Origin of the sequence: Nitrosovibrio tenuis (assembly GCF_900109785.1) — a bacterium.
Lineage (GTDB): Bacteria > Pseudomonadota > Gammaproteobacteria > Burkholderiales > Nitrosomonadaceae > Nitrosospira > Nitrosospira tenuis_A.
This window is the reverse complement of record NZ_FOBH01000004.1, coordinates 219,704-244,688: the sequence shown is the minus strand read 5'-3', so window position 1 is coordinate 244,688 and position 24,985 is coordinate 219,704. Positions and strand designations below refer to the sequence as shown.

General features: G+C 54.0%; 25 protein-coding genes. 7 read left to right on the top strand and 18 right to left on the bottom strand.

The window, feature by feature from the left end; all coding sequences use genetic code 11:
• Nucleotides 1-19 precede the first annotated feature (19 nt).
• The 7 genes from rlmH to BMX00_RS07715 form a co-directional block, all read right to left on the bottom strand.
• On the bottom strand, nucleotides 20-490 hold the full coding sequence (gene rlmH / locus BMX00_RS07745; RefSeq protein ID WP_090828436.1) for a 23S rRNA (pseudouridine(1915)-N(3))-methyltransferase RlmH: 471 nt from the start codon (nucleotides 488-490) through the stop codon (nucleotides 20-22).
• Between the two features lie 122 nt (nucleotides 491-612).
• Nucleotides 613-1,101, bottom strand: coding sequence for a ribosome silencing factor (gene rsfS / locus BMX00_RS07740; protein WP_090828435.1), 489 nt, complete (start codon nucleotides 1,099-1,101; stop codon nucleotides 613-615).
• Nucleotides 1,098-1,772 (bottom strand): nicotinate-nucleotide adenylyltransferase, encoded by a 675-nt coding sequence (nadD, locus tag BMX00_RS07735; RefSeq protein WP_090828434.1) that lies wholly within the window; start codon nucleotides 1,770-1,772, stop codon nucleotides 1,098-1,100. The genes rsfS and nadD overlap by 4 nt, the downstream gene beginning before the upstream one ends.
• Nucleotides 1,773-1,813: 41 nt before the next feature.
• On the bottom strand, nucleotides 1,814-3,163 hold the full coding sequence (gene aceF / locus BMX00_RS07730) for a dihydrolipoyllysine-residue acetyltransferase (protein WP_090828433.1): 1,350 nt from the start codon (nucleotides 3,161-3,163) through the stop codon (nucleotides 1,814-1,816).
• A 108-nt stretch (nucleotides 3,164-3,271) separates the two neighbouring features.
• Nucleotides 3,272-5,935, bottom strand: coding sequence for a pyruvate dehydrogenase (acetyl-transferring), homodimeric type (aceE, locus tag BMX00_RS07725; protein WP_090828432.1), 2,664 nt, complete (start codon nucleotides 5,933-5,935; stop codon nucleotides 3,272-3,274).
• Nucleotides 5,936-6,323: 388 nt separating this feature from the next.
• On the bottom strand, nucleotides 6,324-7,178 hold the full coding sequence (gene folD / locus BMX00_RS07720; RefSeq protein ID WP_090828472.1) for a bifunctional methylenetetrahydrofolate dehydrogenase/methenyltetrahydrofolate cyclohydrolase FolD: 855 nt from the start codon (nucleotides 7,176-7,178) through the stop codon (nucleotides 6,324-6,326).
• Between the two features lie 129 nt (nucleotides 7,179-7,307).
• Nucleotides 7,308-7,961 (bottom strand): hypothetical protein, encoded by a 654-nt coding sequence (locus BMX00_RS07715; RefSeq protein WP_090828431.1) that lies wholly within the window; start codon nucleotides 7,959-7,961, stop codon nucleotides 7,308-7,310.
• Between the two features lie 347 nt (nucleotides 7,962-8,308).
• Here BMX00_RS07715 and BMX00_RS07710 point away from each other — a divergent pair, with 347 nt between their 5' ends.
• Both BMX00_RS07710 and pyrC read left to right on the top strand, forming a co-directional pair.
• Nucleotides 8,309-9,487 (top strand): NAD(P)/FAD-dependent oxidoreductase, encoded by a 1,179-nt coding sequence (locus BMX00_RS07710; protein ID WP_090828430.1) that lies wholly within the window; start codon nucleotides 8,309-8,311, stop codon nucleotides 9,485-9,487.
• An 80-nt stretch (nucleotides 9,488-9,567) separates the two neighbouring features.
• Complete coding sequence (pyrC, locus tag BMX00_RS07705; protein ID WP_090828471.1) at nucleotides 9,568-10,614, top strand: dihydroorotase; 1,047 nt, start codon at nucleotides 9,568-9,570, stop codon at nucleotides 10,612-10,614.
• A 144-nt stretch (nucleotides 10,615-10,758) separates the two neighbouring features.
• On the opposite strand, the gene BMX00_RS07700 is transcribed toward pyrC, so the two are convergent.
• The 9 genes from BMX00_RS07700 to lgt form a co-directional block, all read right to left on the bottom strand.
• On the bottom strand, nucleotides 10,759-10,956 hold the full coding sequence (locus BMX00_RS07700; RefSeq protein ID WP_090828429.1) for a DUF2795 domain-containing protein: 198 nt from the start codon (nucleotides 10,954-10,956) through the stop codon (nucleotides 10,759-10,761).
• A gap of 215 nt (nucleotides 10,957-11,171) precedes the next feature.
• A complete protein-coding gene (locus tag BMX00_RS07695; RefSeq protein WP_090828428.1) occupies nucleotides 11,172-11,540 on the bottom strand; it encodes a thiol-disulfide oxidoreductase DCC family protein in 369 nt (122 codons plus the stop codon).
• A gap of 68 nt (nucleotides 11,541-11,608) precedes the next feature.
• Nucleotides 11,609-11,959: a DUF4156 domain-containing protein gene (locus BMX00_RS07690; RefSeq protein ID WP_090828427.1), complete on the bottom strand. Its 351-nt coding sequence runs from the start codon at nucleotides 11,957-11,959 to the stop codon at nucleotides 11,609-11,611.
• 236 nt (nucleotides 11,960-12,195) lie between these two features.
• Nucleotides 12,196-12,528 carry a YnfA family protein gene (locus tag BMX00_RS07685; protein ID WP_090828426.1) on the bottom strand — a complete coding sequence of 111 codons (333 nt, stop codon included), beginning with the start codon at nucleotides 12,526-12,528 and terminating at the stop codon, nucleotides 12,196-12,198.
• An 80-nt stretch (nucleotides 12,529-12,608) separates the two neighbouring features.
• Complete coding sequence (locus tag BMX00_RS07680; RefSeq protein ID WP_177171799.1) at nucleotides 12,609-13,988, bottom strand: FAD-binding oxidoreductase; 1,380 nt, start codon at nucleotides 13,986-13,988, stop codon at nucleotides 12,609-12,611.
• Between the two features lie 44 nt (nucleotides 13,989-14,032).
• Nucleotides 14,033-14,332, bottom strand: a complete 300-nt coding sequence (locus BMX00_RS07675) for a putative quinol monooxygenase (protein ID WP_090828424.1) — start codon at nucleotides 14,330-14,332, stop codon at nucleotides 14,033-14,035.
• A 227-nt stretch (nucleotides 14,333-14,559) separates the two neighbouring features.
• On the bottom strand, nucleotides 14,560-15,201 hold the full coding sequence (locus BMX00_RS07670; RefSeq protein WP_090828470.1) for an SRPBCC family protein: 642 nt from the start codon (nucleotides 15,199-15,201) through the stop codon (nucleotides 14,560-14,562).
• 72 nt (nucleotides 15,202-15,273) lie between these two features.
• Nucleotides 15,274-15,870: a class I SAM-dependent methyltransferase gene (locus BMX00_RS07665; RefSeq protein ID WP_090828423.1), complete on the bottom strand. Its 597-nt coding sequence runs from the start codon at nucleotides 15,868-15,870 to the stop codon at nucleotides 15,274-15,276.
• A 34-nt stretch (nucleotides 15,871-15,904) separates the two neighbouring features.
• Nucleotides 15,905-16,771: a prolipoprotein diacylglyceryl transferase gene (gene lgt / locus BMX00_RS07660; protein ID WP_090828469.1), complete on the bottom strand. Its 867-nt coding sequence runs from the start codon at nucleotides 16,769-16,771 to the stop codon at nucleotides 15,905-15,907.
• Nucleotides 16,772-17,332: 561 nt separating this feature from the next.
• On the opposite strand from lgt, the gene ilvD reads away from it, so the two are divergent.
• The 5 genes from ilvD to BMX00_RS07635 all read left to right on the top strand — a co-directional run bounded on the left by ilvD (nucleotide 17,333) and on the right by BMX00_RS07635 (nucleotide 22,838).
• Nucleotides 17,333-19,006 carry a dihydroxy-acid dehydratase gene (ilvD, locus tag BMX00_RS07655; protein WP_090828422.1) on the top strand — a complete coding sequence of 558 codons (1,674 nt, stop codon included), beginning with the start codon at nucleotides 17,333-17,335 and terminating at the stop codon, nucleotides 19,004-19,006.
• Between the two features lie 28 nt (nucleotides 19,007-19,034).
• Complete coding sequence (locus BMX00_RS07650) at nucleotides 19,035-21,119, top strand: thioredoxin domain-containing protein (protein ID WP_090828421.1); 2,085 nt, start codon at nucleotides 19,035-19,037, stop codon at nucleotides 21,117-21,119.
• Between the two features lie 18 nt (nucleotides 21,120-21,137).
• Nucleotides 21,138-21,449: a c-type cytochrome gene (locus tag BMX00_RS07645; RefSeq protein WP_090828420.1), complete on the top strand. Its 312-nt coding sequence runs from the start codon at nucleotides 21,138-21,140 to the stop codon at nucleotides 21,447-21,449.
• A 102-nt stretch (nucleotides 21,450-21,551) separates the two neighbouring features.
• Nucleotides 21,552-22,331 carry a YdcF family protein gene (locus BMX00_RS07640; RefSeq protein WP_090828419.1) on the top strand — a complete coding sequence of 260 codons (780 nt, stop codon included), beginning with the start codon at nucleotides 21,552-21,554 and terminating at the stop codon, nucleotides 22,329-22,331.
• 90 nt (nucleotides 22,332-22,421) lie between these two features.
• Entirely contained in the window at nucleotides 22,422-22,838 is a 417-nt protein-coding gene (locus tag BMX00_RS07635) for an OsmC family protein (RefSeq protein WP_090828418.1), read from the top strand.
• A 3-nt stretch (nucleotides 22,839-22,841) separates the two neighbouring features.
• Here BMX00_RS07635 and coq7 read toward each other — a convergent pair whose 3' ends face one another.
• Together coq7 and BMX00_RS07625 are read right to left on the bottom strand one after the other, a co-directional pair.
• Entirely contained in the window at nucleotides 22,842-23,468 is a 627-nt protein-coding gene (gene coq7 / locus BMX00_RS07630; RefSeq protein ID WP_090828417.1) for a 2-polyprenyl-3-methyl-6-methoxy-1,4-benzoquinone monooxygenase, read from the bottom strand.
• Between the two features lie 56 nt (nucleotides 23,469-23,524).
• Nucleotides 23,525-24,985: a (Fe-S)-binding protein gene (locus tag BMX00_RS07625; RefSeq protein WP_090828416.1), complete on the bottom strand. Its 1,461-nt coding sequence runs from the start codon at nucleotides 24,983-24,985 to the stop codon at nucleotides 23,525-23,527.

The following is a 24,985-nucleotide window of genomic DNA, read 5'->3' as shown; positions in this document are numbered from 1 at the left end:
AGCCAGCCCAGCCGTTAATTTATACCCGATGATAGGGATGGCCCTTGATTAGTGTTAGCGCACGGTACAGTTGCTCTGCCAACAGCACGCGCACCAGTCCATGAGGCAGCGTGAGCGCGGACAATGCCACAACTTCATCCGCAGAATTTCTGATATGAGCATCCAGCCCGTCCGCTCCGCCGATGATAAACGCCGTGTCACCGCCTTTTTTCATCCATTCGGCAATGGAATCGGCGAGCTTGCCGGTAGTCCATTGCTTGCCATGCTCATCCATGGCTACCGTACGGCATCGCGGCGGAAGCACCCCTTTGATACGAATGGCCTCCGCGGCCCGTAACTGCGCGATATTTTTACCCTCGCCCCGCCTTTCCGGTCTGATCTCCAGCAATTCAATGTGAGCTTCACGCGGCATGCGCCGGGCGTACTCGTCAAATCCGGCCGCGACCCACCCCGGCATCTTATGGCCGACCGCGCAAACAAGAAATTTCATCCCGAAAACCTCTGAACAAATCTGTCTGAACGAGTGCCGCGACGGCGCTCATGGCCCCGTGGGCGCGCCTGCATCCCTATCGTAAAAGCGGCTGTCGCCTCGGAAGACTCTTCAGGGGTGCCTCACGCCTTCCTTAAGCGAGGTTTGGGTATCTTATTCTTTTCGGCGTCCGGCGCAGGCGCAGCTGTAGATTTTTGCGCGGGCTCAGCTGGGGCTTTGCGTCGCCTGGCAGTGGAAGGGGTGACACCGGCCTTGCTTCGAGCCGCAACCGCAGCCTTATTGATCTTTCTTGCCTCGGCCCATAATTCCTCCAGGTTGTAATGCGCGCGTACAGCAGACTGCATGACATGAACCAGCACATCACCCAGGTCAACAAGAATCCATTCGCCGGCTTGCTCGCCTTCCACACCATAGACTGTACCACCGCCGGCTTTAACCTTCTCCGCCACGTTATTCGCGATCGCTTTCGTCTGCCGGGTAGAGTCCCCACTGGCGATAATCATACGGTCGAACAGCGTCGTTATTTTTGTCACATCCAGTACTTCGATGTCGCGCGCCTTAATTTCCTCCAGCGCGGCAACCGCTGTTTTTACCAGTTTAAGAAGTGTCATCCCGCTTCCGAATACAGATGATTTGCTGCAATATAATCCAGCGTCGCGTCGGGGAGCAAATAGCGGATGCTTTTTCCGGCAGCGATACGTGCACGGATGTTTGTCGCGGAAATATCCAGCAAAGTGGTCGGCGCGATAAAGATCAATCCACCGGGCGCTTGACCGAGTTCGTCCGTCGACGGTGCCCAGCGCTCCGCGCATTCTTCTTTCAGTTCCCATGGCAGTGCGTCAGGATTGGTCATGAGCGCATGACCCGGGCGGGCAGCAATGACGAAATGGCATAATCCGAACAGTTCACGCCAGCTATGCCATTCGGGAAGTTTCATAAAGGCATCCGCACCGATGACAAAGCACAGGATGATGCTTTCCCCCAGTTCCTGCTTAAGCTCCCACAGGGAATCGATGCTATAGCTTACGCCATGGCGGTGAACCTCGCGCTCGTCCAGGACGAACCGTGAATTACCTTGAATGGCCAGACGAGCCATGGCTACGCGGTGTTGAATCATGGCAACAGGGGCACAGCGTAAACGTGGAGTCGCGGCGGGAACAAAACGCATTTCGTCCAACCTGATCATTTCGGCAATTTCCTCCGCTACGCGCAGGTGCCCATAATGAATAGGGTCGAAGGTGCCGCCGAAAATACCAGTGAGCCTGGAGCCGGTTTTACCCATCTTTCAGTTAAGCATCGCTCGGGCCGAGGAGCAAACCACTGTCACAGCAGTACGCGGCGCATGTCGGCCAAAACTTCGACAAGATGAGTGGTAAAGCGCGCGGCCGTTGCCCCATCGATTACACGATGGTCATAAGACAAGGATAGCGGCAGCATTAAACGCGGGGTAAAGTGCCCGTCACGATAAACCGGCCTCATGCTGGAACGCGAAACACCCAGAATGGCAACTTCGGGCGCATTAATGATAGGAGTGAAGGCCGTGCCGCCGATGCCGCCCAAGCTGGAAATAGTGAAGCTCGCGCCTTGCATATCGGTGGGTTTCAGCTTGCCATCCCGCGCAAGCGATGCAAGATTGGCCATCTCGCTTGCAATGCCGATCACGCCTTTTTGATCCACGTCGCGTATTACCGGCACCACCAGTCCGTTTGGCGTATCGGCCGCGAAACCGATGTGGTAGTAGTTCTTGATCACCAGATTCATGTCTTCGCCACGGGCATCCAGCGAAGCATTGAATTCTGGAAATTTCTTTAATGCCGATATGGACGCCCGCATCAGAAAAGCAAGTATGGTAACTTTCACGCCATCCTTTTCCGTTGCTTCGTTAGATTCCTTACGCAGCGCTTCCAGTTCGGTAATGTCCGCCTCATCGAATTGCGTAACGTGGGGGATCATCACCCAGTTACGGTGCAAATTTGCACCGGATATTTTCCTGATACGGGACAGCGCCTTAACTTGCACCGGGCCGAATTTTGCAAAATCAACCTGAGGCCAGGGCAGCAGATTAAGTTCCGCTCCGGCACCGCGTGGCTTTGATAATTCGGCCTTGACGTAGGCTTTTACGTCTTCCTTGAGTATGCGCTGCTTGGGCCCGCTGCCTTTCACCAAGCCGAGATTTACTCCCAATTCGCGCGCAAATTTCCTCACTGAGGGGCTGGCGTGCGCCTTCGCGAAGCCGGCTTCATCTATAGGAGCACCCTGTGCAGGCAGGCGAGGTGATTGTGAAGCCGAGGCGGGAGCCGGCGTCGCCGATTGGCTTCCTCCATCCCGGGATTCGGCTACATCATGCGTTTGAGCGGGAGCAGGAGCAGTCGATGGCGGGGCTGAGACCGAAGCGGGCGCAGGCCGGGAAGCCGGCGGCGCGCTATCCGCTTCCGGGACTTGTATTGTCAGGATGGGGGTGCCTTCCGAGACCTTGTCGCCGACCTTTACCGTGACCTCTTCGATTACACCCGCGAAAGGGGAAGGCACTTCGATCGTTGCCTTATCTGATTCCAGCACAATCAATGGATCTTCGGGCTTCACCGACTCGCCGGGTTTCACCAGTACTTCTATCACGGGAACGTCTTTAAAATCCCCTATATCCGGAACCGTGACCCGCTTACTCTCTGCCACACTTTTTTCCTTCGCTCGTGTTTACCCCGGGATTGCAAAGCCATAGCCTGCCGCCCGACCTATGCGAGGAAGAGTCCGCTCGCATTCTCGTTTCTACAGTTTCACTCCTCATACTGTCACCGGATTCGGCTTTTCTGGATCAATGCCGAACTTGGCTATCGCTTGCGCCACTCTTTCAGCCGGAATTTTATTTTCCTCGGCCAGAGCCTCGAGCGTGGCTATGGCTATGTAATAGCGATCCACCTCGAAAAATCGGCGCAGCCGTTCCCGTGTGTCGGACCGCCCAAAGCCGTCCGTGCCTAAAACCTTATAACGCCTTGGTACGAATTCGCGTATCTGATCTGCGAAAACCTTCATATAATCCGTGGCCGCCACCACCGGCCCTTCCCGGTCTTTGAGACATGCGCCTACGTAAGTCAACCTTGGTGTTTCAGTCGGATGAAGCATGTTCCAGCGTGATACGTCCAGTGCTTCACGCCGCAACTCATTGAAACTCGTGACGCTCCAAACGTCTGCGGCAACACCATATTCCTTTTCCAACAGTTCCGCCGCCGCGATAACCTCGCGCAGAATGGTGCCCGAACCCAGTAATTGTGCTCGCAGACCGGAACTCGACCCGGCGCTGCTTTCGCGAAACAGATACATTCCTTTCAATATACCTCGCTCCGCATTGACCGGCATTTCCGGATGAGGGTAGTTCTCATTCATTACAGTGATATAGTAAAAAACGTCTTCCTGCACTTCATACATGCGGCGCAGGCCATCCTGAATGATCACGGCGAGCTCGTACGCAAACGTGGGATCGTAGGATATGCAATTGGGGATAGTCGATGCGGCCAGATGACTGTGGCCGTCCTCATGCTGGAGCCCTTCTCCGTTCAGAGTCGTGCGTCCAGCGGTGCCCCCCAGTAAAAATCCGCGACAACGCATATCACCGGCCGCCCAAGCCAGGTCGCCGACTCGCTGAAAGCCGAACATGGAATAGAAAATATAGAACGGTACCATCTGGACGCCATGGGTACTGTAAGCGGTTGCCGCAGCCATCCATGAAGACATGGCCCCTGCCTCGTTGATACCTTCTTGCAGAATCTGGCCGTTCTTGTCCTCCTTGTAATACATTAATTGGTCGGCATCCTGGGGAGTGTATAACTGCCCTGTCGAGGACCAGATGCCCAGTTGCCGAAACATGCCCTCCATGCCAAAAGTACGCGACTCGTCCGCAACGATAGGTACGATCCGCTTACCAATACTTTTGTCCTTAACCAGGATATTCAGTATGCGGACGAAGGCCATGGTGGTGGAAGATTCCCTTCCCTCGCCACCCGCCTTGAGAAGCGTATCGAATGCGGACAGCGGCGGTATCTGCAGCGCTTCGGCCGTGCGCCGGCGATGGTGGAGAAAACCTCCCAGCGCCTGCCGCCGCTGCTGCATGTAAATATACTCGGGCGAGTCATCGGCAAATTTCAGATACGGCACTTCGTCTATTTTGTCGTCTGCAATCGGCAGTGCGAAGCGATCGCGAAATGCTTTCAGCGACGTGGTACCCATTTTTTTCTGTTGATGAGTAATGTTCTGAGCCTCGCCCGCTTCACCCATGCCGTAGCCCTTGATCGTCTTGGCGAGGATCACGGTCGGTTGCCCGGTATGCTTTGCCGCGGCCGAGTATGCGGCATAGACTTTATGCGGGTCGTGCCCGCCGCGATTGAGTCGCCAAATATCATCGTCGGACATGTTGGCGACCATTGCCAGCAATTCGGGATATTTGCCGAAGAAATGTTCGCGCACATATGCCCCATCCCTGGACTTGAAAGTCTGATATTCGCCGTCCACACATTCCATCATGCGCTGTTGCAGCAGACCTTTGGTATCCTTTGCGAGCAGCGGATCCCAGTATGATCCCCAGATTACCTTGATAACGTTCCAGCCGGCGCCCCGAAAGGCGGCCTCGAGCTCCTGAATGATCTTGCCATTACCGCGTACCGGCCCGTCGAGACGCTGAAGATTACAATTAACCACAAAGATCAAATTATCCAAATTCTCGCGCGAAGCCAGCGAAATCGCACCCAGCGATTCGGGTTCGTCCATTTCGCCATCACCCATGAAGGCCCACGCTTTCCTCCCTTGAGTTTTGACGAGCCCGCGGCTATCCAGATATTTCATGAACCGCGCCTGGTAAATCGCCATTAACGGCCCCAGCCCCATCGATACGGTCGGAAATTGCCAAAAATCCGGCATGAGCCAGGGATGCGGATAAGAGGACAGTCCTTTTCCCTCGACTTCCTGGCGGAAATTATTCAGTTGTTCCTCCGTCAGTTCTCCCAGAAGAAAAGCATAGGCGTAAAGACCGGGCGACGAGTGGCCTTGTGCGAATAACAGATCGCCGCCGTGGTTTTGTGACTCGGCATGCCAGAAGTGGTTATAACCGACGTCATAGAGCGTCGCGGCGGAAGCAAAACTGGCAATATGACCACCCACGTTGGAATGTTTGTTGGCGCGCAAGACCATGGCCAGGGAGTTCCAGCGAACATAGGAACGGATGCGATGCTCCAGTGCGTGATCACCGGGCGAGCGATCTTCTTTTCCCGGCGGAATGGTATTGATATAAGCGGTGGTCGCGCTGTAAGGAAGATACGCTCCCGAACGGCGGGCTTTTTCGATCAGCCTTTCGAGCAGATAATGCGCCCTTTCCGTTCCCTCATGTACAAGCACGGATTCCAGCGCGTCCAGCCATTCCTGTGTTTCAGATGGATCTATGTCAGGTAAGGGTTCCATGTTCGGGTTCCATGTTCGTCTCGCATTGTGGCTTTGTCGATGTCGCGCTGATGCTCTTGGCCAGGGGACTCCAGCCCAAGGTACATGAGTAGGCGCTTGGCTGCCACTAGGCCAATAGGCCGCAGCCAGGGATTCGCAACTGCGCCGCTAAACCGGTGTGAGCATGAGGCGCACAGTATATATCCAGCCAGTGCTTTTCGGCGGCCGTGTCGGGAGTGCCCAATCCTCACCTCGTGATAAGACCCAGAAGCCATCGGGGGTCCAAGCAAACTGTTCGCCAGATTTTTTTTTCGCGATCCCCGGCCTCATCCGGCACAATCTTCAATGCCCAAGCCCTCGGGGACAGCCGCACAGCCCGGGCCTAAAAAATCGGCACGTTATAAATCCATCAACGTCTACTTGCTCGCTCCGCCGCTTCGATGGTGTTGCACAGCAGCATGGTGATGGTCATCGGGCCCACACCCCCTGGCACAGGCGTAATATTGCCCGCTTTTTCCTTGACCGACTCGAAATCCACATCACCGGTAATTTTACCGTCGGGCATTCGATTAATGCCAACATCTATCACCGTTGCGCCGGCCTTCACCATGTTCGCGGTAATCATTCGTGGTTTTCCCGCAGCTACCACCAGGATATCGGCACGCCTCGTGTGGTCCGCCAGTTCGCGCGTCTTCGATGTACAGATTGTGACGGTAGCGCCCTTTTGCAAGAGCATCAGCGCCATGGGTTTCCCCACAATATTGCTGCGCCCCACCACTACCGCGTGCTGCCCTTCAATCGGTATAGCGGACTTTTCCAGCATTTTCATCACGCCGTAAGGCGTGCACGGCGGAAAAATAGTATTACCGGTCACCAGTGCGCCGACGTTATAAAGATGGAAACCATCCACGTCTTTTTCCACCGCAATGGATGCAATGACTTTTCCGCTGTCAAAGTGACGCGGGAGCGGCAATTGCACCAGAATGCCGTGGATCAAGGGGTTCCCATTCAGTTCCTGAATGCGTCGGATTACCTCGTCCTGGACTGAATTTTCGGGGAATTCATGTATTTCCGAATAAATTCCGATCTCATTGCAAGCCTTGGCCTTATTTCGCACATATATGCTGGAAGCCGGATTATCGCCCACTATTACTACAGCCAACCCCGGCCTCGTCCCTCTTTCCGCCAGATTCGTGGCGCGAATCTTCCATTCAGCACGCACCTCTCTTGCAATCGCATTGCCATTTATAATCTTGGCGCTCATTGTTTGTAAGGTGGCAATGTTGGGGCGGCAATTATACTCCAATCGCAGCGTTCCCTTTATCAGCGGCATCCGCAGTCACTCTTGCTCAGGCACACCCAAAATTCATGAGTAATCTTTTAAGTGCAGCAATCAGGACGGAGAGGAGGCGGAAGAATCCGATTTTTTGATCTTGACTCGATATATGAATAACCCAACCAGAAATATCGGAACGACAACCGCGGCAGCGGCGAGGAGGCCAAACGCCAGGATGTCGATTCCCTCAGATTTTGGAAGCAGGATCGTGGCAGCCCAGATCGCCACAAACGCGGCAACTGCGCCGCCGATAAACATAATCTTTTTACCGCGTTCGAAAAGCCGCCACAGCGCGCCCGAAACCCTTGCCTCATTTCGATACTCATCAAAGAGCGCAGGCATGCTGTTATCTCCCATTATGGCCCCATAGCCCATGCTTACCGCGAGCGCATCGCCACCGCCTTCCACTTGAGACATGTTCCGCAAAAACACGATTCGCTGTTGAGCCAGTTTTTTACTCATGCCGTCGCTGATGAGCATGGATTGAAGCGCTACAAAAGCGTGATCACGGGCATTGGACAGGCTGAGGCTCTCGCCATAACGCCACATCACGCCCAACAGGTAGAGCTGGATCGTCATCTGCCTGAATTGAGGCGCGAAATCATATCCCTTGTCTTTAATGAGCGGGAGCTGGGATGCCAGCATGTCCCGCGCATGTTGTACGCAAATATCGATAGCAGCCGCCCCAGAGTCAGTTTTCGCTTCATCCATGATATTAAATTCGGGCCGTACCCAGCCTTAACTTTGAATTTGTAGAGAAACCCATTATATACTGGCGAACGCTTTGTTGAATAAGGGTGAAGCTGCGGATTCGCATTTGCTCTTCAGTTGTACCCGCCGTTTGCTGCCAGTCCACCCCCTTTACTTTATAAAACCACGGGCGTCACCATGCTTTAGAGAAAAAGGAAATTCCAATGTGTCCGGACCCTATTGGACGGGGTCCGTCTAAACCAGTTCCCAGCTATGTTTTGACAACGTTTGCTATAAATTCATCACCGGGAAAAGAATTTGGTCAATTTTCATCGTGCGCTTGTGCGCGTCTATAAAGGGGAATGATCATGAAACACCATAAATATCTCATCGTTGGTGGGGGAATGACCGCTGATTCTGCTATCCACGGTATACGCAAAATCGACCAGGACGGCGCCATTGCCATGATTTGCGAGGAGCGTCACCTGCCTTATGATCGGCCGCCGCTCACCAAATCGTTATGGAAAGGCGCACCGTTCGAATCCATTTGGCGCAGCGCCCATGGGCTTAACGTCGCGATGCATTTGGGAAAGAAAGTTGTGGCCGTTGACCCGTCAAAAAAGACCGCGACCGATGATGCCGGAAATGTTTATACCTATGAAAAGCTTTTACTCGCCACCGGTGGGGTGGTGCGGCGCTTTCCCGATTTGGACGACAGCATCATATATTTCAGAACCGCTGACGATTACCGGAGGTTGCGCGAACTGAGCGATCATGCTTCGGATTTTGTAGTAATCGGAGGGGGGTTCATCGGTTCAGAAATTGCTGCGGCGCTTGCGATGAGTGATAAGCGCGTCACCATGATTTTTCCGGAAAATGCTATTGGCGCTCGTGTTTATCCACCTGCTCTTGCAGAATTCCTGAATTCATATTACCGGGAAAAAGGCGTTAACGTGCTTGCCTCCCAAACGGTCCAGTCCGTGCGAAACACGGGCGGCAAGACAGTTGTAACGACAGTAAATGGCACGGAAATATCCGTCGATGGGGTTGTGGCCGGACTGGGTATTCTGCCCAACACTGAATTGGCTGCACAGGCTGGGCTCGCGGTGGATAACGGCATTGTTGTGGACGAATTCCTGCGGACGAGCGAGCCCGACATATACGCGGCAGGCGATGTCGCCAATTTTTATAGCGCGATACTGGAAAAACGCATGCGCGTGGAACACGAGGACAACGCCAACACCATGGGCGAATTGGCAGGCCGTAATATGGCCGGGCAAACGGACGTTTACCGTCACCAGCCCTTCTTTTATTCTGATCTGTTCGATCTCGGCTATGAGGCAGTGGGGGAGCTGGACCCCGGCCTGGATATTGTCGAGGACTGGCAGGAACCCTTCCGCAAAGGGGTGATTTACTATTTGCGCGACAGCCGCGTGCGGGGAGTCCTGCTATGGAACACATGGGGCCAGGTTCCTGCCGCCACTCAGTTAATAGCGGACAACGCTGCGCACACAAGGGAAACCCTGCTGGGCCGGATCACCGACTAACTGGAGGGATAAAGGCAGGATAAAGCTTCACGTGGTTCTCCCGCGGTTCTTCGCGAAAAGAAAATAAATTGGCCGGCTATATCTTGAACACGCTAACTCTAACCCGGCCGGACGATTGCCACCTGCATCTGCGCGACGGCGACCACATGCGGGCCGTATTACCAGATTCCGCCCGGCGGTTCGCCCGTGCAATCATCATGCCGAACCTCAGGCCTCCGGTTACCGCAACCGGAATGGCACTGGCGTACCGCGAGCGTATCCTCGCGGCGCTTCCGCAAGGTGTGCACTTCGAGCCGTTGATGACGCTCTACCTTACCGATAACACCCCGCCTTCAGAAATTGCCGAGGCCAAGAAAAGCGGCGCAATACATGGGGTGAAATATTATCCGGCCGGTGCCACGACAAATTCCACCTCAGGTGTTACGGATATTGCCAGGTGTTACGGGACACTTGAGGCAATGGAACAAGCAGGCATGCCGCTGCTGGTCCATGGCGAAGTGACCGACCCCGAAGTGGATATATTCGACAGGGAAAAAGTCTTTCTGGACCGGGTACTCGTTCCTGTTACCCAGCGCTTCCCGCATTTGAAGATTGTATTCGAACACATCACCACTGGTGAGGCTGTGGAATTTGTCCTCGATACCCCCGGCAATATTGCAGCCACGATTACCGTTCACCACCTGCTGCTCAACCGTAATGCGCTCTTCCAGGGCGGCCTCAGGCCACATCACTATTGCCTTCCTGTACTGAAGCGTGAAACCCACCGCAATAAGCTGGTCGAGGCCGCCATCAGCGGCAGCCCGAAATTTTTCCTTGGCACCGACAGCGCGCCGCATTCCCGATCTCAAAAGGAAAATGCCTGCGGTTGCGCAGGCATCTATACCGCTCATGCGGCGATTGAGCTTTATGCGGAAGCCTTCGAACAGGCGGGTGCATTGGATAAACTGGAAGCGTTCGCCAGCTTTTACGGCGCCGATTTTTACGGGATACCTCGAAACGAGGACACCATCACACTAAAAAAAGAAACCTGGAACTTGACTGAAAAACTGGAATTTGGAGATGATGTGCTGGTTCCGTTAAAGGCCGGAGAAAGCTTGTCCTGGAAGATGGTGGGTAAATCCCTTTAGAATAGCCTGAGCCCAGCGTTCCGTAGGTATATGTTATTTTGAAATCATTATGTCCGAGTGCTCACCTGCCTCGAACATCGCGTCCCAGCATCCTTCGTTTCCGAGCATCTTCGCTTTCCTGGCGTCTTCCGCTTACTTGTTCACTTACCTGTTCAATTGACCGATTGCTTTGCTAACGTCGGCGGGCGTCTCAAAGCTTTCGTCTGGGAGATGTTGAAGCGTTTTCATTATATTGTCATCGGCTCCGCGCGACTTGGCGTGATCCACAATCTCGTCCTTGTTCGCCGGGTAATGCATACCGGATAAAAACTTTTGTACTTGAATGGGGTTAACTTTTGCCATAGCTCCTCCTTTATCACATGTATAACGTGAAAAGCCCGCCGATAGCCGGGCTTAAGTATGAGTCTTTAGGGAAGTTTGTGTTAGTTAATAAACTAAACCGTGTGAAACCCCTGTTTTTAAAATAGGCCAGATATTGGCTGGGCGCAACGAAATATTCTGCCGAAAAAACGGGGTCAACCTATTGCCCCGTGAAAAGCTCTGGCTGTTCTGGACGTTTACCAATGCCGCTTCACGCGGTTCCAATGGTAAAGTAACCGGGCAAAGATGTTGTAGGCCAAGCGTATAAGCTGCTTGAAGATGGGTAAGCGCAACAGTTTCGCGAGCCAACGCTGGCTGGGCGTTTTCGACCAAAGGTATGTGAATGCATCTGCTCCAATGTCGATCTTGCCATCAGCGGTTTTGACATGCAGCCGCTCCCGCACCTGCTCCAACGGAGACCCGACCTCTTTTACAGCTTGTGGGTGGGTGTGCACGTCGATCCACTCCACATCCTTGACACCGGAGGCTTCCATGCGCCGGCGCTGATCCTTGATTCCCGCGTTACAGATGGGGCAGGCACTGTTGTAATAAACCTTAGTAGACACGCTTCAGCTCCCGGCCGCCATCAAGCTCAAGTAGAGCAGCAACTATTTCGGATCAGGCACGCCTGGCATTAGTCACAGCGGTAGACGACACCCAGGACCGTGGTGTTTGACGTGCCTTTAGCACCCCATGCATTGGTATTGGCTTTATCTTGCACCCAAACAGTGTTCCCGCCCATTTTGGCCGCTTTATTGCGCAGGTCATTTCTCGCGCCGATGAGGAGGTTTTTATTCGAGGTGTAATCACCGGTGAACCAGTTGCCTTGGGAGCCAACGGCGTCACCCAGCGGCTTGCAATTACCAGCTGGTTTTTCAGTAACGAGCTCAACGGAGCTTCCTGCCGGCGTCGCGGGAATTGCCGAACAGCCGATGAGAAGGGCTGACAGAAGAATCGATATAGCGGCATGCATTTTAACGACCATTGTGTTTCTCCTAAAGCCTCATGTTATTTGTCTTCTGTAATCGTTACTGAACTATAGAATTGGCCATCCTAGTTTAGGAAGCCTCAGAATTCCGTTTTCACGGGAAGACGGTGATGGTCGGTTCCACAAACAATTCCGAAAGAGATATTTATGGGATTGTACGGTTTCAGGCGCGGACGTCAACGGCCAGCATCACGCTTCATGGAATTGGGGTCGCGCTTGGCCGCCATAGACGTCTATGCATGTCGCGGCGCAAACATGATGATAGCCATACCGGTAAGCGCCACCAGAGAGCCTGCCATATCCCAGACTGTTGGCGTAACGCCTTCGACGATCCAGAGCCAGATAATCGCCACGAAAATATAGACACCGCCATATGCAGCGTAGGTGCGGCCTGCGGTTGTGGGATGGAGGGTGAGCAGCCATACAAATATTGCGAGGCTTGCGGCAGCGGGCACGAGCAGCCATACGCTCTGTCCCTGCTTGAGCCAGAGGTACGGCAAGTAGCAGCCGGCGATTTCGGCAATCGCCGTGGCCATGAAAAGGAAAAGGGTCTTTAGCTCAAACACTCCAGGTATCCCGAAAACTCTGACCAAATGCCATAGGTTGCATAAGGTTCTAGGTCTATTGGTCTATTTTCACGAAACGGTCAGCCGAGAAACTGCTCATAGTATTTTGTAGTAAATCGCGGAAGAGCCAATTTTCCTGGAATTCTGAGGTCGCCTGGCTGCAGCCATTGTGTCTGAATGGGCGAGGCGTGTCCGCCCAGCAGATGGAGCGCGACACGGTTGTATTCCTGAAGGAACTGTTGCCATAACGGATCGGTCGGGTTCGAGCAAAATGGGTCGAATGAAAACGAGATACCTGGGCCTCCTGAATAAAGCCCAAAGGGCTTCATCTCCTTCGCTTGCCGCTGCACAAAATATGTTGCCCATCCTTTGGGCGCAAACCCGGTTTTTTCTTCGAAAGCCTTGGTGAACTTGAACGATTCGGCAATAACCCGATGAAGCTCAGCGATGTCGTGTTCGTAGTACTGGAAATCAAGGCGGCGCTCGTCGATTGTCGGGCGCCAATATTCGTTGACAAAATCATGGCGTGAATAGACAACCTCCCTGGGCTGAGGTACATCCACACCTTCGAATCCGTGCTGGATTGCCAAACGCTTGGCAACACGGAACTGATCGCAAGCAGGCTGGGACGATGCGGGTGTGGCCGAGCCCGGACCAGCCTTGTAACGCTGATCGAAAAAGCTCGCCAGTTGATGTAAAAACACAATCGCAAGCAGCGCATCGCTTTCCGCGCGCATGCGAATCAATCCCGTGGCGAGATCATTCGGCGACTCGTATACCACGAGCGATACCTTGGACCTGCATAATGTTGCCGGGCGCACCTCAAGCTGGCACTCGACGACGATGCCGGAAAGGCCGAATGAACACTTGAATTCGTGAAATGCCGAGCCGTCCTCATGGGTGGAAAGCGTGCATAAATCGCCTTTTTCATTCACATAAGTCAGAGCCAGAACATGCGCTGAGAAATAGCCGGGCCCATCCAGAGAAGACTCCTTGGTGTCGCCGACAGCGGCCGAACCGACTGTGGCTTCGCCGATTTCCGCCTGAAACGGTATCTCCATTCCGTGCGCCTGGAGCCACATATTGAGCTTTTTAAGCCTGCATCCGGCTTGCACCCGGATGACTTGTCGCCCCGCATCGTCAAGCTCGAGCCCCATGATTTCGTCCAGCTTGCGCGTACACAACAGGGTTCCGCCATCGTTGACGATGGTGGAGGTTACTGAGAGCAGGGAACCGACCGGGTGCACCGGCGTCGGAAAACGCTCCGTGTCACGCACCACTGCTTGCACATCAGCATAACTGATCGGTTCGACATACACGGCCGGGCGGGTGTGGCGACTCAGCCCCCAGTTGGAGTACACGTGGCCTTCGTTTTCGAGCAAGCCATGAAAGGGTTGGGCTTCTTGTCCATCACAATTTAAGGGGCTAACGGGAGAGTCGGTTTTTGTGGAATTCTCCATAGCGTCTGTCTCCATCCTTGAGCTTTTACTGTCCGGCCATTCACCTATCCGATAATGGAGAACCTTTGTATATCGGGTTCCTTCGCCAGCAGCGATGCAGCTTTTGAAAAAGCATGCTGCACATGGACGGTTGTAAAATGGCTATCGATATCGGAATCACTGGCCCATTCTTCAACAAAAGTAAAATCACAGGGATCGGCGTTGTTGTGGAGAAGATGGTAATTGATACAGCCATTTTCCTTCCGCGTTTCCGCCACCAGACCCAGCAGAAGAGACTTAAGCTCTTCAATCTTGTCAGGCCGCGCAGTTATTCTCGCGAGAACGCTCACAGTCCTGTTTGCCATGGATCACCTCTTGTAGACTTATTCCAAACGCTCGCCAGTTGCGTTCTTAATTCCCATCCCCTTAATCCCCATCCCTCTACGCCAATTTTTCCTGCTGAACATTCTGCGCCAGAAGTTTAATCAGTTCATATTCAGGAGCAGCAGAAACAATAATAGGCCTGGATTGTGCATTTTTGAAGCGATAGCTCATGCATGCCCTTATCCGTGCCGTCTGCCAGTAAAGCAGCCTACTTCTGAACACTGCTTTTTTCGACTGAGCGTTTTTTTACGGCGTCGAAAAGTTCCGGGATCGCAACCGTATTTGACAGGTTAACGACAAAGTCCGGAATCAGGCCTCCGGGATTCGTCAGTAGAGTGTAGGTAAGCCGCGTACGCTTGCCGCCATTAAGCGGCGCCGCGAGCCATGACCCTTCGTTGAGCTTGACGCGCACCACACCCTCGACCTCTGGCTCGGCCTCGGGATGCGCCGTCCATTCGACCTTGAATACGCCGCCGTTCGAGGGTGAGCCGCGCGTCATCCTGACCTTGAGCGGATAGTCGCGCTTGCTTACGAACGGCGGCGCAATCCGCGCGTAAGTTACGGCCTCGTTATCACCTTTGCGGGTAAGCACCCGCGACTCTTCCACGTACGGCATAAAATCCCTGTAGTGCTCGAAATCGCTTACAACTTTGAAAACAACGTTCGGTGAAGCTTCCACCTCGGCAGTTGCAATAATTTTGCGATCTTTGCCTACGTCCTTGGTAAAAATGACAAGCTCATCGGTGCGATAAGCCTCGGTCCAGTCCACTCCTGGGCTTTTCACATCAAGTGCCTGTGCGGATGAGGCTGCGAACACAGCGGCGACAGCGAAGATAATAAGGCCGCGCATGGAACTCCAAAAATATTTGTGATTGACGCGCTGGATGCTGAGTAACAAGTTTGGCCTCCACTCAGCATCTGATCAATTTTTTACCAGGCGGATGCTACGAAACCACCCTCCCCCCAACAGCGGCACATCCGCTTCCACTTGCAATTGTGGAACACTCGCAAGCACTTCCTCGAATACGACATCGAGCCGGGTAACGATATGCTGCGACAACACGTTCAACGTTCGCCTGAACCAAGCCGACTCACCGGGCTTGAGAAATTTGTCCAGTATCAGCACGCTACCACCCGGTTTCAGCACGCGTGCTGTTTCTTGCAGGCAGGCGGATGCATCGGGAACGATCGCAAGGATCAAATGCAGCACGACGTGATGAAAACACTTGCTTGCAAACGGCAGGGACATGCTGTCGCCCTGGACAAGATTCAGGTGAAGATCACCTATGCGGGATTTTGCCCGCGCCAGCATGGCGGCGGTAAGATCCAGGCCGGTATAAGTATGCCCCGATGGAAGATGGGGGATATCAAGGCCGGTGCCGATTCCGCTGATAAGAATATTCTGGTTTCCCTGTTGCGGCAATTGCTCAAGGCTCGCAGCACGCAGGCCGGCACCCGCAGTCGCGAGCAGCGCATCATAAAGCGGGGCAATAACTGTATAGGAACGGCGCAAGGACATAAAGGAGCCTTTGAAACTCCGGATGTAGACTTCCCTATCGGCGATTTCGCTTCCCAGAGGGAACGGGGGGAACCGGTCGGCCCGGTTTGTCTGGCTTCGGGGGCTCATGCCGGGATGGGGTGGATTGCTGATGATAAGCCCAATTCAGCATCAATCCTCCTGCAATAATCATTGGCAGCGATAGCCATTGCCCCATGCTAATACCCAGCGTCATGATACCCATGAAGCCATCTTCCGGTTCGCGAAAAAATTCTGCAAACGAGCGAAAGACGCCATAGCCGATCAGAAACATGCCGGAAACCGCCCCCACCGGCCTTGGCTTCGACGAATAGAGCCATAACAGCAGGAAAAATGCCAGTCCTTCCAACGCAAACTCGTAAAGTTGGGAAGGATGGCGGGGAATGTTATCCACATCGGGGAATATCGTCCCCCAGGGTACATTGGTCGGGCGGCCCCACAACTCACTATTGATGAAATTACCGATGCGACCTGCGCCCAACCCCAAGGGAACCAACGGCGCGATGAAATCTGTTACGGCGAGCCACGGCAGTTTATATTTGCGGGCCACCAGCGCCATCGCTGTGATCACACCTAGAAACCCGCCATGAAAGGACATGCCGCCCTGCCATACCGCAAATATTTCCAGCGGATGCTGCAGGTAATAGCCGAACTGATAAAATAGCACATGGCCCAGGCGGCCGCCCAATATCACCCCCAGCACGCCGTAAAACAGCATATCGTCCAGCATGGCATAGGTGAATCCCCCTGGGTTATGCTTGATGCGATAGCGCCCCAGTAGTATGAACAGCGCGAATCCCAAGAGATACATGAGGCCGTACCACCGTATGGCGAGAGGCCCGATATGGATGGCGATGGGGTCGAATTGCGGATGGACGAGCATGGGTTCCTGCTTTTTTGAGGTAAAATAGTTGTGATCCGCGAGCAATGCCATAACGTCATACGGCAGAAGCCGATATCCATAGGCAGCCGATATCCATAGGCGCGTAAAGCGCGGTCCCTCACTGTTGCTTCAGGTTCCGGGTCAAGCCGAATAACGAACTCGCAGTATTTTTGTGCCGAACAAATTATTACCCCAAATCAGGTAGTTGGACGGAGTGAAGTGTGCAATTTGTGGGGCACAGGACAAGGCGTAACGACGCGAGATAATTATTTGTCCCGGAAGTTGCAACGCGGCCATGGGTCATAAAAAGTCGTGCAATCCACCTCTGCAGCAAACTCACCAAATTGATTAAGGTTGACTGACACAAAAATTGTTGTGGATCAGGAGTCATTTGAAAAACAAGCGGTCAACTGGCGGATTCAGAATTATACATACGGCAAAGCCATTTACCGCAGAGGACGTGGAAAAAGACAGCGGCTCTTCTTTTAATTACGGTCCCAGGTGAAGCTTCCTTCACTCATCCACGACGCAAAGCTTTTACACTATTCTTGAGGAGTTTCCATGCCAGACAACCAACGCAGCCGAGCGATCACCCAAGGCGCACAGCGTTCCCCCAACCGTGCAATGTTGCGGGCGGTAGGCTTCAATGACAAGGATTTCGACAAACCCATTGTCGGCGTAGCCAACGGCTTCTCCACTATTACCCCCTGCAACAAAGGGTTGAACGAGCTGGCCGTTAATGCCGAGCACGCGCTGAAAAAGTCGGGCGCGATGCCGCAAATGTTTGGCACTATCACGGTTTCCGATGGCATTTCCATGGGTACCGAGGGCATGAAGTATTCGCTGGTGTCCCGTGAAGTGATCGCGGACTCGATCGAAACGGCAGTACAGGCCGAAAGCATGGACGGCGTGATAGCGATTGGAGGCTGTGACAAGAACATGCCTGGCGCAATGATTGCTATGGCGCGAATGAACGTTCCCGCCATTTTTGTCTATGGCGGGACCATCAAGCCCGGCCATTACAAAGGGAGAGACCTGACCATTGTGAGTGCCTTCGAGGCTGTCGGGCAATATACTGCGCACAAGATAGATGAAAAGGAATTGCTCGAAGTCGAGCGTCATGCCTGTCCAGGTGCAGGTTCGTGCGGGGGCATGTACACCGCGAATAGCATGTCATCGGCCTTCGAGGCGATGGGTATGAGCCTGCCATACTCTTCAACCATGGCAGCGGAGGATGATGAGAAGGCTGAGAGTGCTGCCCGCTCCGCGGAAGTACTCGTTGAAGCCATCGGAAAGCAGCTGCGTCCCCGTGACATTATTACGAGAAAATCCATTGAAAATGCAATTGCCGTAATCATGGCGGTCGGCGGCTCAACCAACGCCGTATTGCACTTCCTCGCCATTGCGCACGCGGCGGACGTGGAATGGACGATCGATGATTTCGAACGTATGCGCGGCAAAGTTCCGGTGCTATGCGATTTGAAGCCCTCGGGACGCTATGTCGCGACTGATCTGCATAAAGCGGGAGGCATCCCGCAGGTAATGAAGATGCTACTCGAACATGGCCTGTTGCACGGCGATTGCGTGACGATCAGCGGTCAGACCGTGGCAGAGATTTTAAAGGATGTGCCACAGGCACCGCGCAAGGATCAGGACGTAATCCGGCAATGGGACAATCCCATGTATGCCCAGGGCCATCTCGCCATACTCAAGGGCAATCTTTCCACCGAGGGCTGCGTGGCGAAGATCACCGGGGTCAAAACCCCGAAAATCACCGGTCCGGCAAGGGTATTCGAATCGGAAGAAACCTGCATGGCGGCCATCCTCGCGCGTCAGATCCAACCGGGCGATGTGGTCGTCATCCGCTATGAAGGGCCCAAAGGCGGGCCCGGCATGCGCGAAATGCTCTCTCCCACTTCAGCGTTGATCGGCGAAGGTCTCGGCGATTCGGTCGGTCTTATTACAGACGGTCGTTTTTCGGGGGGAACGTACGGGATGGTGGTCGGCCATGTCGCACCTGAAGCTTTCGTCGGCGGTACGATCGCACTGGTGCGTGAGGGCGATTCCATCACCATCGACGCTGAACAACGGCTGCTGCAACTCAATGTTTCAGAAGAAGAGCTGGCACGGCGCCGCGCCGTATGGACGCCGCCCCAACCACAGTATACGCGCGGCGTGCTGGCAAAATACGCGAAACTGGTTTCGACCGCCAGCCGGGGAGCGGTTACTGACTGACTGGTAACCGCTGACAAGTTACGAAATCATGCCCAACCATCTGGCCGGCGAAACCAGTCCTTACCTCCTCCAGCACGCAGAGAACCCGGTGGATTGGTATCCATGGGATGAAGAGGCGCTGACACTTGCCCGCGTGCAGAAGAAGCCGATACTGCTTTCTGTCGGTTATTCGGCCTGCCACTGGTGCCATGTCATGGCGCACGAATGTTTTGAAGATGCGGAAGTGGCCGCGATGATGAACCAGTGTTTTATTAATATCAAGGTAGACCGTGAGGAGCGCCCCGACCTCGATCAGATTTATCAGATGGCGCTTTACATGCTAACCCAGCGTAGTGGCGGTTGGCCGCTGACCTTGTTTCTGACTTCTGACCAGAAGCCATTCTTCGGCGGGGTGTATTTCCCGAAAACGCCGCGTCACGGTTTGCCGGGTTTTCTCGATTTGTTGCCGCGGGTTGCCGAAGCTTATCATGCCCGTGGCGCTGATATAGAACAGCAGAGCGCTTCACTGCTGAAATCCTTCGCCAATATGCTCCCGTCCGAAGGCACGGACGCATTGGAATTTTCCCGAGAACCGCTGGAGCATGCGCTTACAGAGCTGAAGAATCGGTTCGATCCCGTGAACGGGGGGTTTGGCGACGCACCTAAGTTCCTTCACCCTGCCGAACTGCAATTCTGCTTGCGCCGTTATTTTACCCAGGGCAACGGCGAAACATTGCGGATTGCAGCCCACACCCTGCAAAAAATGGCGGAGGGCGGTATTTATGACCAATTGGGGGGTGGTTTTTGCCGTTACAGCACAGATCCGTCCTGGCATATTCCGCATTTTGAAAAAATGCTTTATGACAATGGGCCTCTGCTGGTGCTTTATGCGGACGCATGGGTTGCAACGGACAACTCGTTATTCAAGCGCATCGTCGAGCAAACAGCCGGGTGGGCGATGCGCGAAATGCAATCGCCCGGGGGCGCAGGCTCAGGAGGCGGCTACTACTCGGCACTGGATGCTGATTCGGAAGATGAGGAAGGCAAATTCTACGTCTGGGATCGTAGCCAGGCATCGCGTGTCCTGACTCCTGAAGAATATGGGGTTGTTGCTTCTTATTATGGCCTTGAGCGCGCCCCGAATTTCGAGCACAAGCATTGGCATCTTGAAATCGCCCAGCCGCTGGCGCACGTTGCCGAGGCGGAGCATATCAGTCTGGAAGAAGCACAGCAAAGGCTAACTTCGGCGACAAGAAAACTTTTTCTCGAACGCGAATTGCGCGTCCACCCGGGCCGGGACGATAAAGTCCTGACCAGTTGGAATGGTCTCATGATTAAAGGAATGGCGCGTGCGGGCCGGGTATTTGCGCGCGATGACTGGGTGCAATCAGCTATTTTTGCGGTGGACTTTATTCGTGCCACCCTATGGAAAAACAACCGCCTGGTCGCAACTTATAAAGATGGCAAGGCACATCTCAACGCATACCTCGACGATTATGCGTTCCTGCTTGATGGTTTACTGGAACTGATGCAGGCCAAATTTCGCCAGACTGATCTGGATTTTGCCATTGCGTTGGCCAATGTATTGCTGGAACAATTCGAAGACAGGCAGTCGGGAGGCTTCTTCTTTACCAGCCTTGATCATGAAAAACTGATTCATCGGCCCAAGCCGGCTCATGACAATGCGATGCCTTCCGGCAATGGCGTAGCGGCGTATGCGCTTCAGCGACTGGGCCATCTGCTCGGCAAACACCGTTATTTGCAGACGGCGGAGCACACCTTGAAGGTATTTTATTCCACCCTGTCCCGATACGCCGGCTCCTGTTGCAGTCTGCTGGTAGCACTGGAGCAATCGCTGACGCCTCCACAAATGGTTATTCTTCGAGGCAAGGCACAGGCTCTGGCAAAATGGGAAGATGCGTTGCGGCGCAGCGCTCCTTCCATTCTTGTATTTGCTTTGCCCTCGGAACTTGTTGGACTGCCGCCGAATCTGAGTAAACCGGCGCCGATAGATGATACTGTCAACGCCTGGGTTTGCCAGGGCGTTAAGTGCATACCGGAAATCTCTGACTTGCAGGAATTGCTGCGCGTCTGCGAAATTCAAGGTAAGATAGAATCCCCTTTCTATAATTAACGGATAAAAGGAGTAAGCATGAAAGCTGTCTGGATGGGAATGATTGCAGCATCTGCCTTGGTAATGGTGGGTACCGCGCAAGCGAACGCGGACTTGGCGAAAGCCAGCGGCTGCACGAATTGTCACACCGTTGACAAAAAACTGGTCGGACCTGCGTTAAAGGATATCGCGGCCAAGTATAAGGATGACCCCGGCGCCCAAGCCCGCCTGGAAGAGAGAGTGAAGAAAGGAAGCAACGGAGTCTGGGGCCCGGTTCCGATGCCGCCGAATTCCAACGTCAGTGACGCGAATATCAAAACCCTGGTGACATGGATTCTGTCGCTCAAATAAGCCAGGGTTGAGTCATAAAAAAAGCCGGCGCACGTGCCGGCTTTTTTTATTCCATGAAGATGGGCAAGAAATTGTTGGGTTAATTATCCCAGAGTTGAAATCATGAGTTGGTACGCGACTAACCTGATAAGCGCGTTTCTCCTCCCCCCATTGAATCTTATCCTGGCCGGCACGATAGGGGTCGCGCTGCTGAAAAGGCGGCCGCGGTTGGGCAAGCTTTTAATGGTGACTGCTCTGACTCTACTCTACCTGCTATCGACCCCATTTTTTGCTGAAGCCATGCTGCAAAGACTGGAAACCCGGCCTCCACCCGACCCCTTCAATAATGGCATACAAGCTATTGTAGTGCTGGGCAGCAGTACATACTTTGACGCGCCGGAATATGGCAGCCACACAGTGAGCCGATTCGCGCTGGAGCGTATACGTTACGCCGCATGGTTGCATCGCCTTACGAGCAAACCAATCCTGGCGACGGGGGGTTCACCTCCAGGCACAGGCTCGTCTGAGGCTTTACAGATGAAAGCCGTGCTGGAAAAGGAATTTAATGTCCCGGTCAGGTGGACGGAAGAAGCTTCCGTGAATACCCGTGAAAATGCCTACAATAGCTTCGCAATACTGAAAAAGGACGGGATCAGGCGTATTGCACTGGTCACTCATGCATGGCACATGCCGCGCGCCGCGAAGGAATTCGAGCGGGCAGGTTTCAAGGTGACTCCTGCCGCCACCGCTTACACCACCCGATATAAAACCGACGTGTTCGCGTTTGTTCCCTCAGCCGGGGCCTTGCAGAAAAGCAGTTTTTTCTTCCACGAAGTCATTGGCTTGGCGTGGTATTGGCTGACGCCGCCACCTGAACAACCACACACCAGCCATGCTTCCTGACATGTTGGAGCTGCTCCCAAGTTTTCCCGCTGATTTATTATCCGGGCGAAACAGGACTAAACTACCGGAACATTTTGGAAAATCAAACCGATGAAAACGCTTATCAAATGGAGGGATGGAGTGAGCTTCGTCGCCGAATCCGGCAGCGGGCACACGGTTCTGATGGATGGGCCGCCGGAAGCAGGCGGCAAGAACCTGGGTCCGCGTCCGATGGAGATGCTGCTGATGGGAACCGGCGGTTGTGCGGCCGTCGATGTGGTACTGATCCTGAAAAAGGGTCGCCAGGACATCAGTGATTGCGCTGTGGAGATCGAAGCGGAACGAGCTCCGCACGAACCCAAGGTGTTCACCCGCATTCACTTCCATTTTATCCTTACCGGGAAGAATCTGAATTCCCGGCATGTCGAGCGGGCGATCAAGCTCTCAGCTGAGAAGTACTGCTCAGCTTCGATCATGCTTGCAAAAACAGCGGTATTGACACACGACTTTGAAATCGTGGAAATGTGAATCTTAAACCCAGTACGCGGTTTGCGTCATAACTTTGGATCCCAGCTTCATCGCGAGTTTTACCGGGACGGGCAGGTCCACCCCACCGTGGACCATGGCCGTGGTAGCATGGCCGGCTTCATCGATCTGCATTTGAGCGACAATGGCGCGGCTTTTTTGGTCCTGATGCGGAAGACGCTTCAGGTGCCCAGCGAGATGCGCTTCCACCTGGCGCTCGGTTTCCGCGAGAAACCCCAGATTCCATTTATCGCCGAGCATGCCCGCAAATGCGCCTATGGCGAATGACCCGCCATACCAAAACGGGTTTAATAGGCTCTTGCGGCCGCTTAATTCCGCGATGCGCCGTTCAGTCCAGGCGAGATGTTCGGTTTCTTCACGTGCCGCCTGCTCCAGCGTACGCTGCACTTCTGCATTACGCGCAGTAAGCGCCTGACCCTGATAGAGCGCTTGCGCACAGATTTCGCCGACATGATTGACACGCATCAACGCGGTAGAGTCACGTTTCTCCGAATCGTTCAGTTCGACCTCCGGCAGTTCAGTACCGGGCACAGTGCGCAGCGTTTGCGCCGGAGTGAGCAATGTCCGCAGTGCCCGGTCAAACCCGATGATGAATTTATCGATATTCGGCATGCAAATCCCCAGTGATCCCAAGTGGCGATATAAACGATTTAACGGTGAGCACTATTTTAGCCCATTTGCCGTGCCAGAAGCGTGACTGGATGCACGACTTCGATCTGTGAGCCTGCCTTTGAGCCTGGTTCGCCCAATGTGCTGCCCATATGCATCGCGCAGCCTACGTTCGATGTGGCGAGATAACGTGCGCCGCTGGCATTCAGCGCGGCCACCTTATCATGCAACAGCACCTGTGCCATTTCCGGTTGGTCGGCAAAATATGTTCCAGCAGCGCCGCAGCACTGGTTATTTCCCGAAAGCGGAACAATCTGCGCTTCGGGAATGCGGGTCAGCAGTTTATACGGATGGGCGGCCCCCCGTAGCACATTGCGCAGGCTGCATGGCTCATGTACCGCGACTTTATAGGGTAATGGCTTAAGCTTTATGTCATGCCATCCTTCCGCTATTGCGAGGAACGCATTGATGTCCATAACCTTCGCGGAAAAATTCCTGGCCTGGCTGCTTAGCGCAAGCCCGCCCGCGTGGGTATCTCCAGCTCTTCGTGACGCAGCAGAACGATTTTCGGATGGCGCCAATGCGGGCAAGGAAAAATACTCCGCTAATTGCGCCCCACAACCGGATGCCGTACTGATGATTGCCTGCAAATTCAGTCCCCTGAAAGACAATTCCCCGAAAACCCTGATATTCTGCCTCGCCAGCTTTTGCGCTGTTTCCAGCTCGCCGCCATGCTGGTGCAGTGCGCCGCAGCAGGTTTGCTCGCGCGGCACATGTACTGTATAGCCCAGGCGATTGAGTACGACTATGGCGGCATTAATCGTTGCAGCGTCCGTCAGACGGGCCACGCAGCCGAGAAATAGGCCGACCTCGCCGCGCTGCTCGCCTGTGGATGGATAACGTTCTTGCCATGACTGTGCCGGCATCGTGCCACCGGGCAAAGAGCAAGGCTTATAAATGATCGGCAATTGAGCGTCCAGCAGGGCGACTTTGGATTTACCCAGTAAACCAGATTTACGCATCCATTTTTGCAGACCGGTTCTCTGATAAAAACGCAACAAGGGGCGCAAGGCTTCGATACGTTCCGGTTTCGCGATCAGTTCATGCTCCAACAATTTCCGCAACCATGGTTTTAATCTTACCTTACCGTTCAGGGTTTCGAGCCGCGATGGCTCCAGCATCGCTCGGGTTTTGTCAATCAACTGTCCAAATCGCACGTTATTAGGGCACACGGCCTCACAGGCACGGCAGGTAAGGCAGCGGTCCATGTGTAGCGCGAAGCGCGCATTTATCGGGATTCGACCACTGGTTACGCCACTCATCAGAGCGATACGGCCGCGAGGGGAATCGGCTTCCGATTGCGTAATCCGATAAGTGGGACAGTGCGGCAGACATAGGCCGCACGCCACACAGCGATTGGCTTCCGCACTTATCTCAGCGCTTAATTCGGCACTGACTGAATCAGAAGAATCCAAATTCAGGGGGCCTGAAAACTCGGACGGAAAATCAACGGGTTTCAT

Excerpts from the sequence above, each read along its gene's own strand:
- rlmH (WP_090828436.1), bottom strand. The coding sequence starts at position 490 with ATGAAATTTCTTGTTTGCGCGGTCGGCCATAAGATGCCGGGGTGGGTC.
- rsfS (WP_090828435.1), bottom strand. The coding sequence starts at position 1,101 with ATGACACTTCTTAAACTGGTAAAAACAGCGGTTGCCGCGCTGGAGGAA.
- nadD (WP_090828434.1), bottom strand. The coding sequence starts at position 1,772 with ATGGGTAAAACCGGCTCCAGGCTCACTGGTATTTTCGGCGGCACCTTC.
- aceE (WP_090828432.1), bottom strand. The coding sequence starts at position 5,935 with ATGGAACCCTTACCTGACATAGATCCATCTGAAACACAGGAATGGCTG.
- folD (WP_090828472.1), bottom strand. The coding sequence starts at position 7,178 with ATGAGCGCCAAGATTATAAATGGCAATGCGATTGCAAGAGAGGTGCGT.
- BMX00_RS07715 (WP_090828431.1), bottom strand. The coding sequence starts at position 7,961 with ATGGATGAAGCGAAAACTGACTCTGGGGCGGCTGCTATCGATATTTGC.
- BMX00_RS07710 (WP_090828430.1), top strand. The coding sequence starts at position 8,309 with ATGAAACACCATAAATATCTCATCGTTGGTGGGGGAATGACCGCTGAT.
- BMX00_RS07700 (WP_090828429.1), bottom strand. The coding sequence starts at position 10,956 with ATGGCAAAAGTTAACCCCATTCAAGTACAAAAGTTTTTATCCGGTATG.
- BMX00_RS07690 (WP_090828427.1), bottom strand. The coding sequence starts at position 11,959 with ATGGTCGTTAAAATGCATGCCGCTATATCGATTCTTCTGTCAGCCCTT.
- BMX00_RS07680 (WP_177171799.1), bottom strand. The coding sequence starts at position 13,988 with ATGGAGAATTCCACAAAAACCGACTCTCCCGTTAGCCCCTTAAATTGT.
- BMX00_RS07675 (WP_090828424.1), bottom strand. The coding sequence starts at position 14,332 with ATGGCAAACAGGACTGTGAGCGTTCTCGCGAGAATAACTGCGCGGCCT.
- BMX00_RS07670 (WP_090828470.1), bottom strand. The coding sequence starts at position 15,201 with ATGCGCGGCCTTATTATCTTCGCTGTCGCCGCTGTGTTCGCAGCCTCA.
- BMX00_RS07665 (WP_090828423.1), bottom strand. The coding sequence starts at position 15,870 with ATGTCCTTGCGCCGTTCCTATACAGTTATTGCCCCGCTTTATGATGCG.
- lgt (WP_090828469.1), bottom strand. The coding sequence starts at position 16,771 with ATGCTCGTCCATCCGCAATTCGACCCCATCGCCATCCATATCGGGCCT.
- ilvD (WP_090828422.1), top strand. The coding sequence starts at position 17,333 with ATGCCAGACAACCAACGCAGCCGAGCGATCACCCAAGGCGCACAGCGT.
- BMX00_RS07650 (WP_090828421.1), top strand. The coding sequence starts at position 19,035 with ATGCCCAACCATCTGGCCGGCGAAACCAGTCCTTACCTCCTCCAGCAC.
- BMX00_RS07645 (WP_090828420.1), top strand. The coding sequence starts at position 21,138 with ATGAAAGCTGTCTGGATGGGAATGATTGCAGCATCTGCCTTGGTAATG.
- BMX00_RS07640 (WP_090828419.1), top strand. The coding sequence starts at position 21,552 with ATGAGTTGGTACGCGACTAACCTGATAAGCGCGTTTCTCCTCCCCCCA.
- BMX00_RS07635 (WP_090828418.1), top strand. The coding sequence starts at position 22,422 with ATGAAAACGCTTATCAAATGGAGGGATGGAGTGAGCTTCGTCGCCGAA.
- coq7 (WP_090828417.1), bottom strand. The coding sequence starts at position 23,468 with ATGCCGAATATCGATAAATTCATCATCGGGTTTGACCGGGCACTGCGG.
- BMX00_RS07625 (WP_090828416.1), bottom strand. The coding sequence starts at position 24,985 with ATGAAACCCGTTGATTTTCCGTCCGAGTTTTCAGGCCCCCTGAATTTG.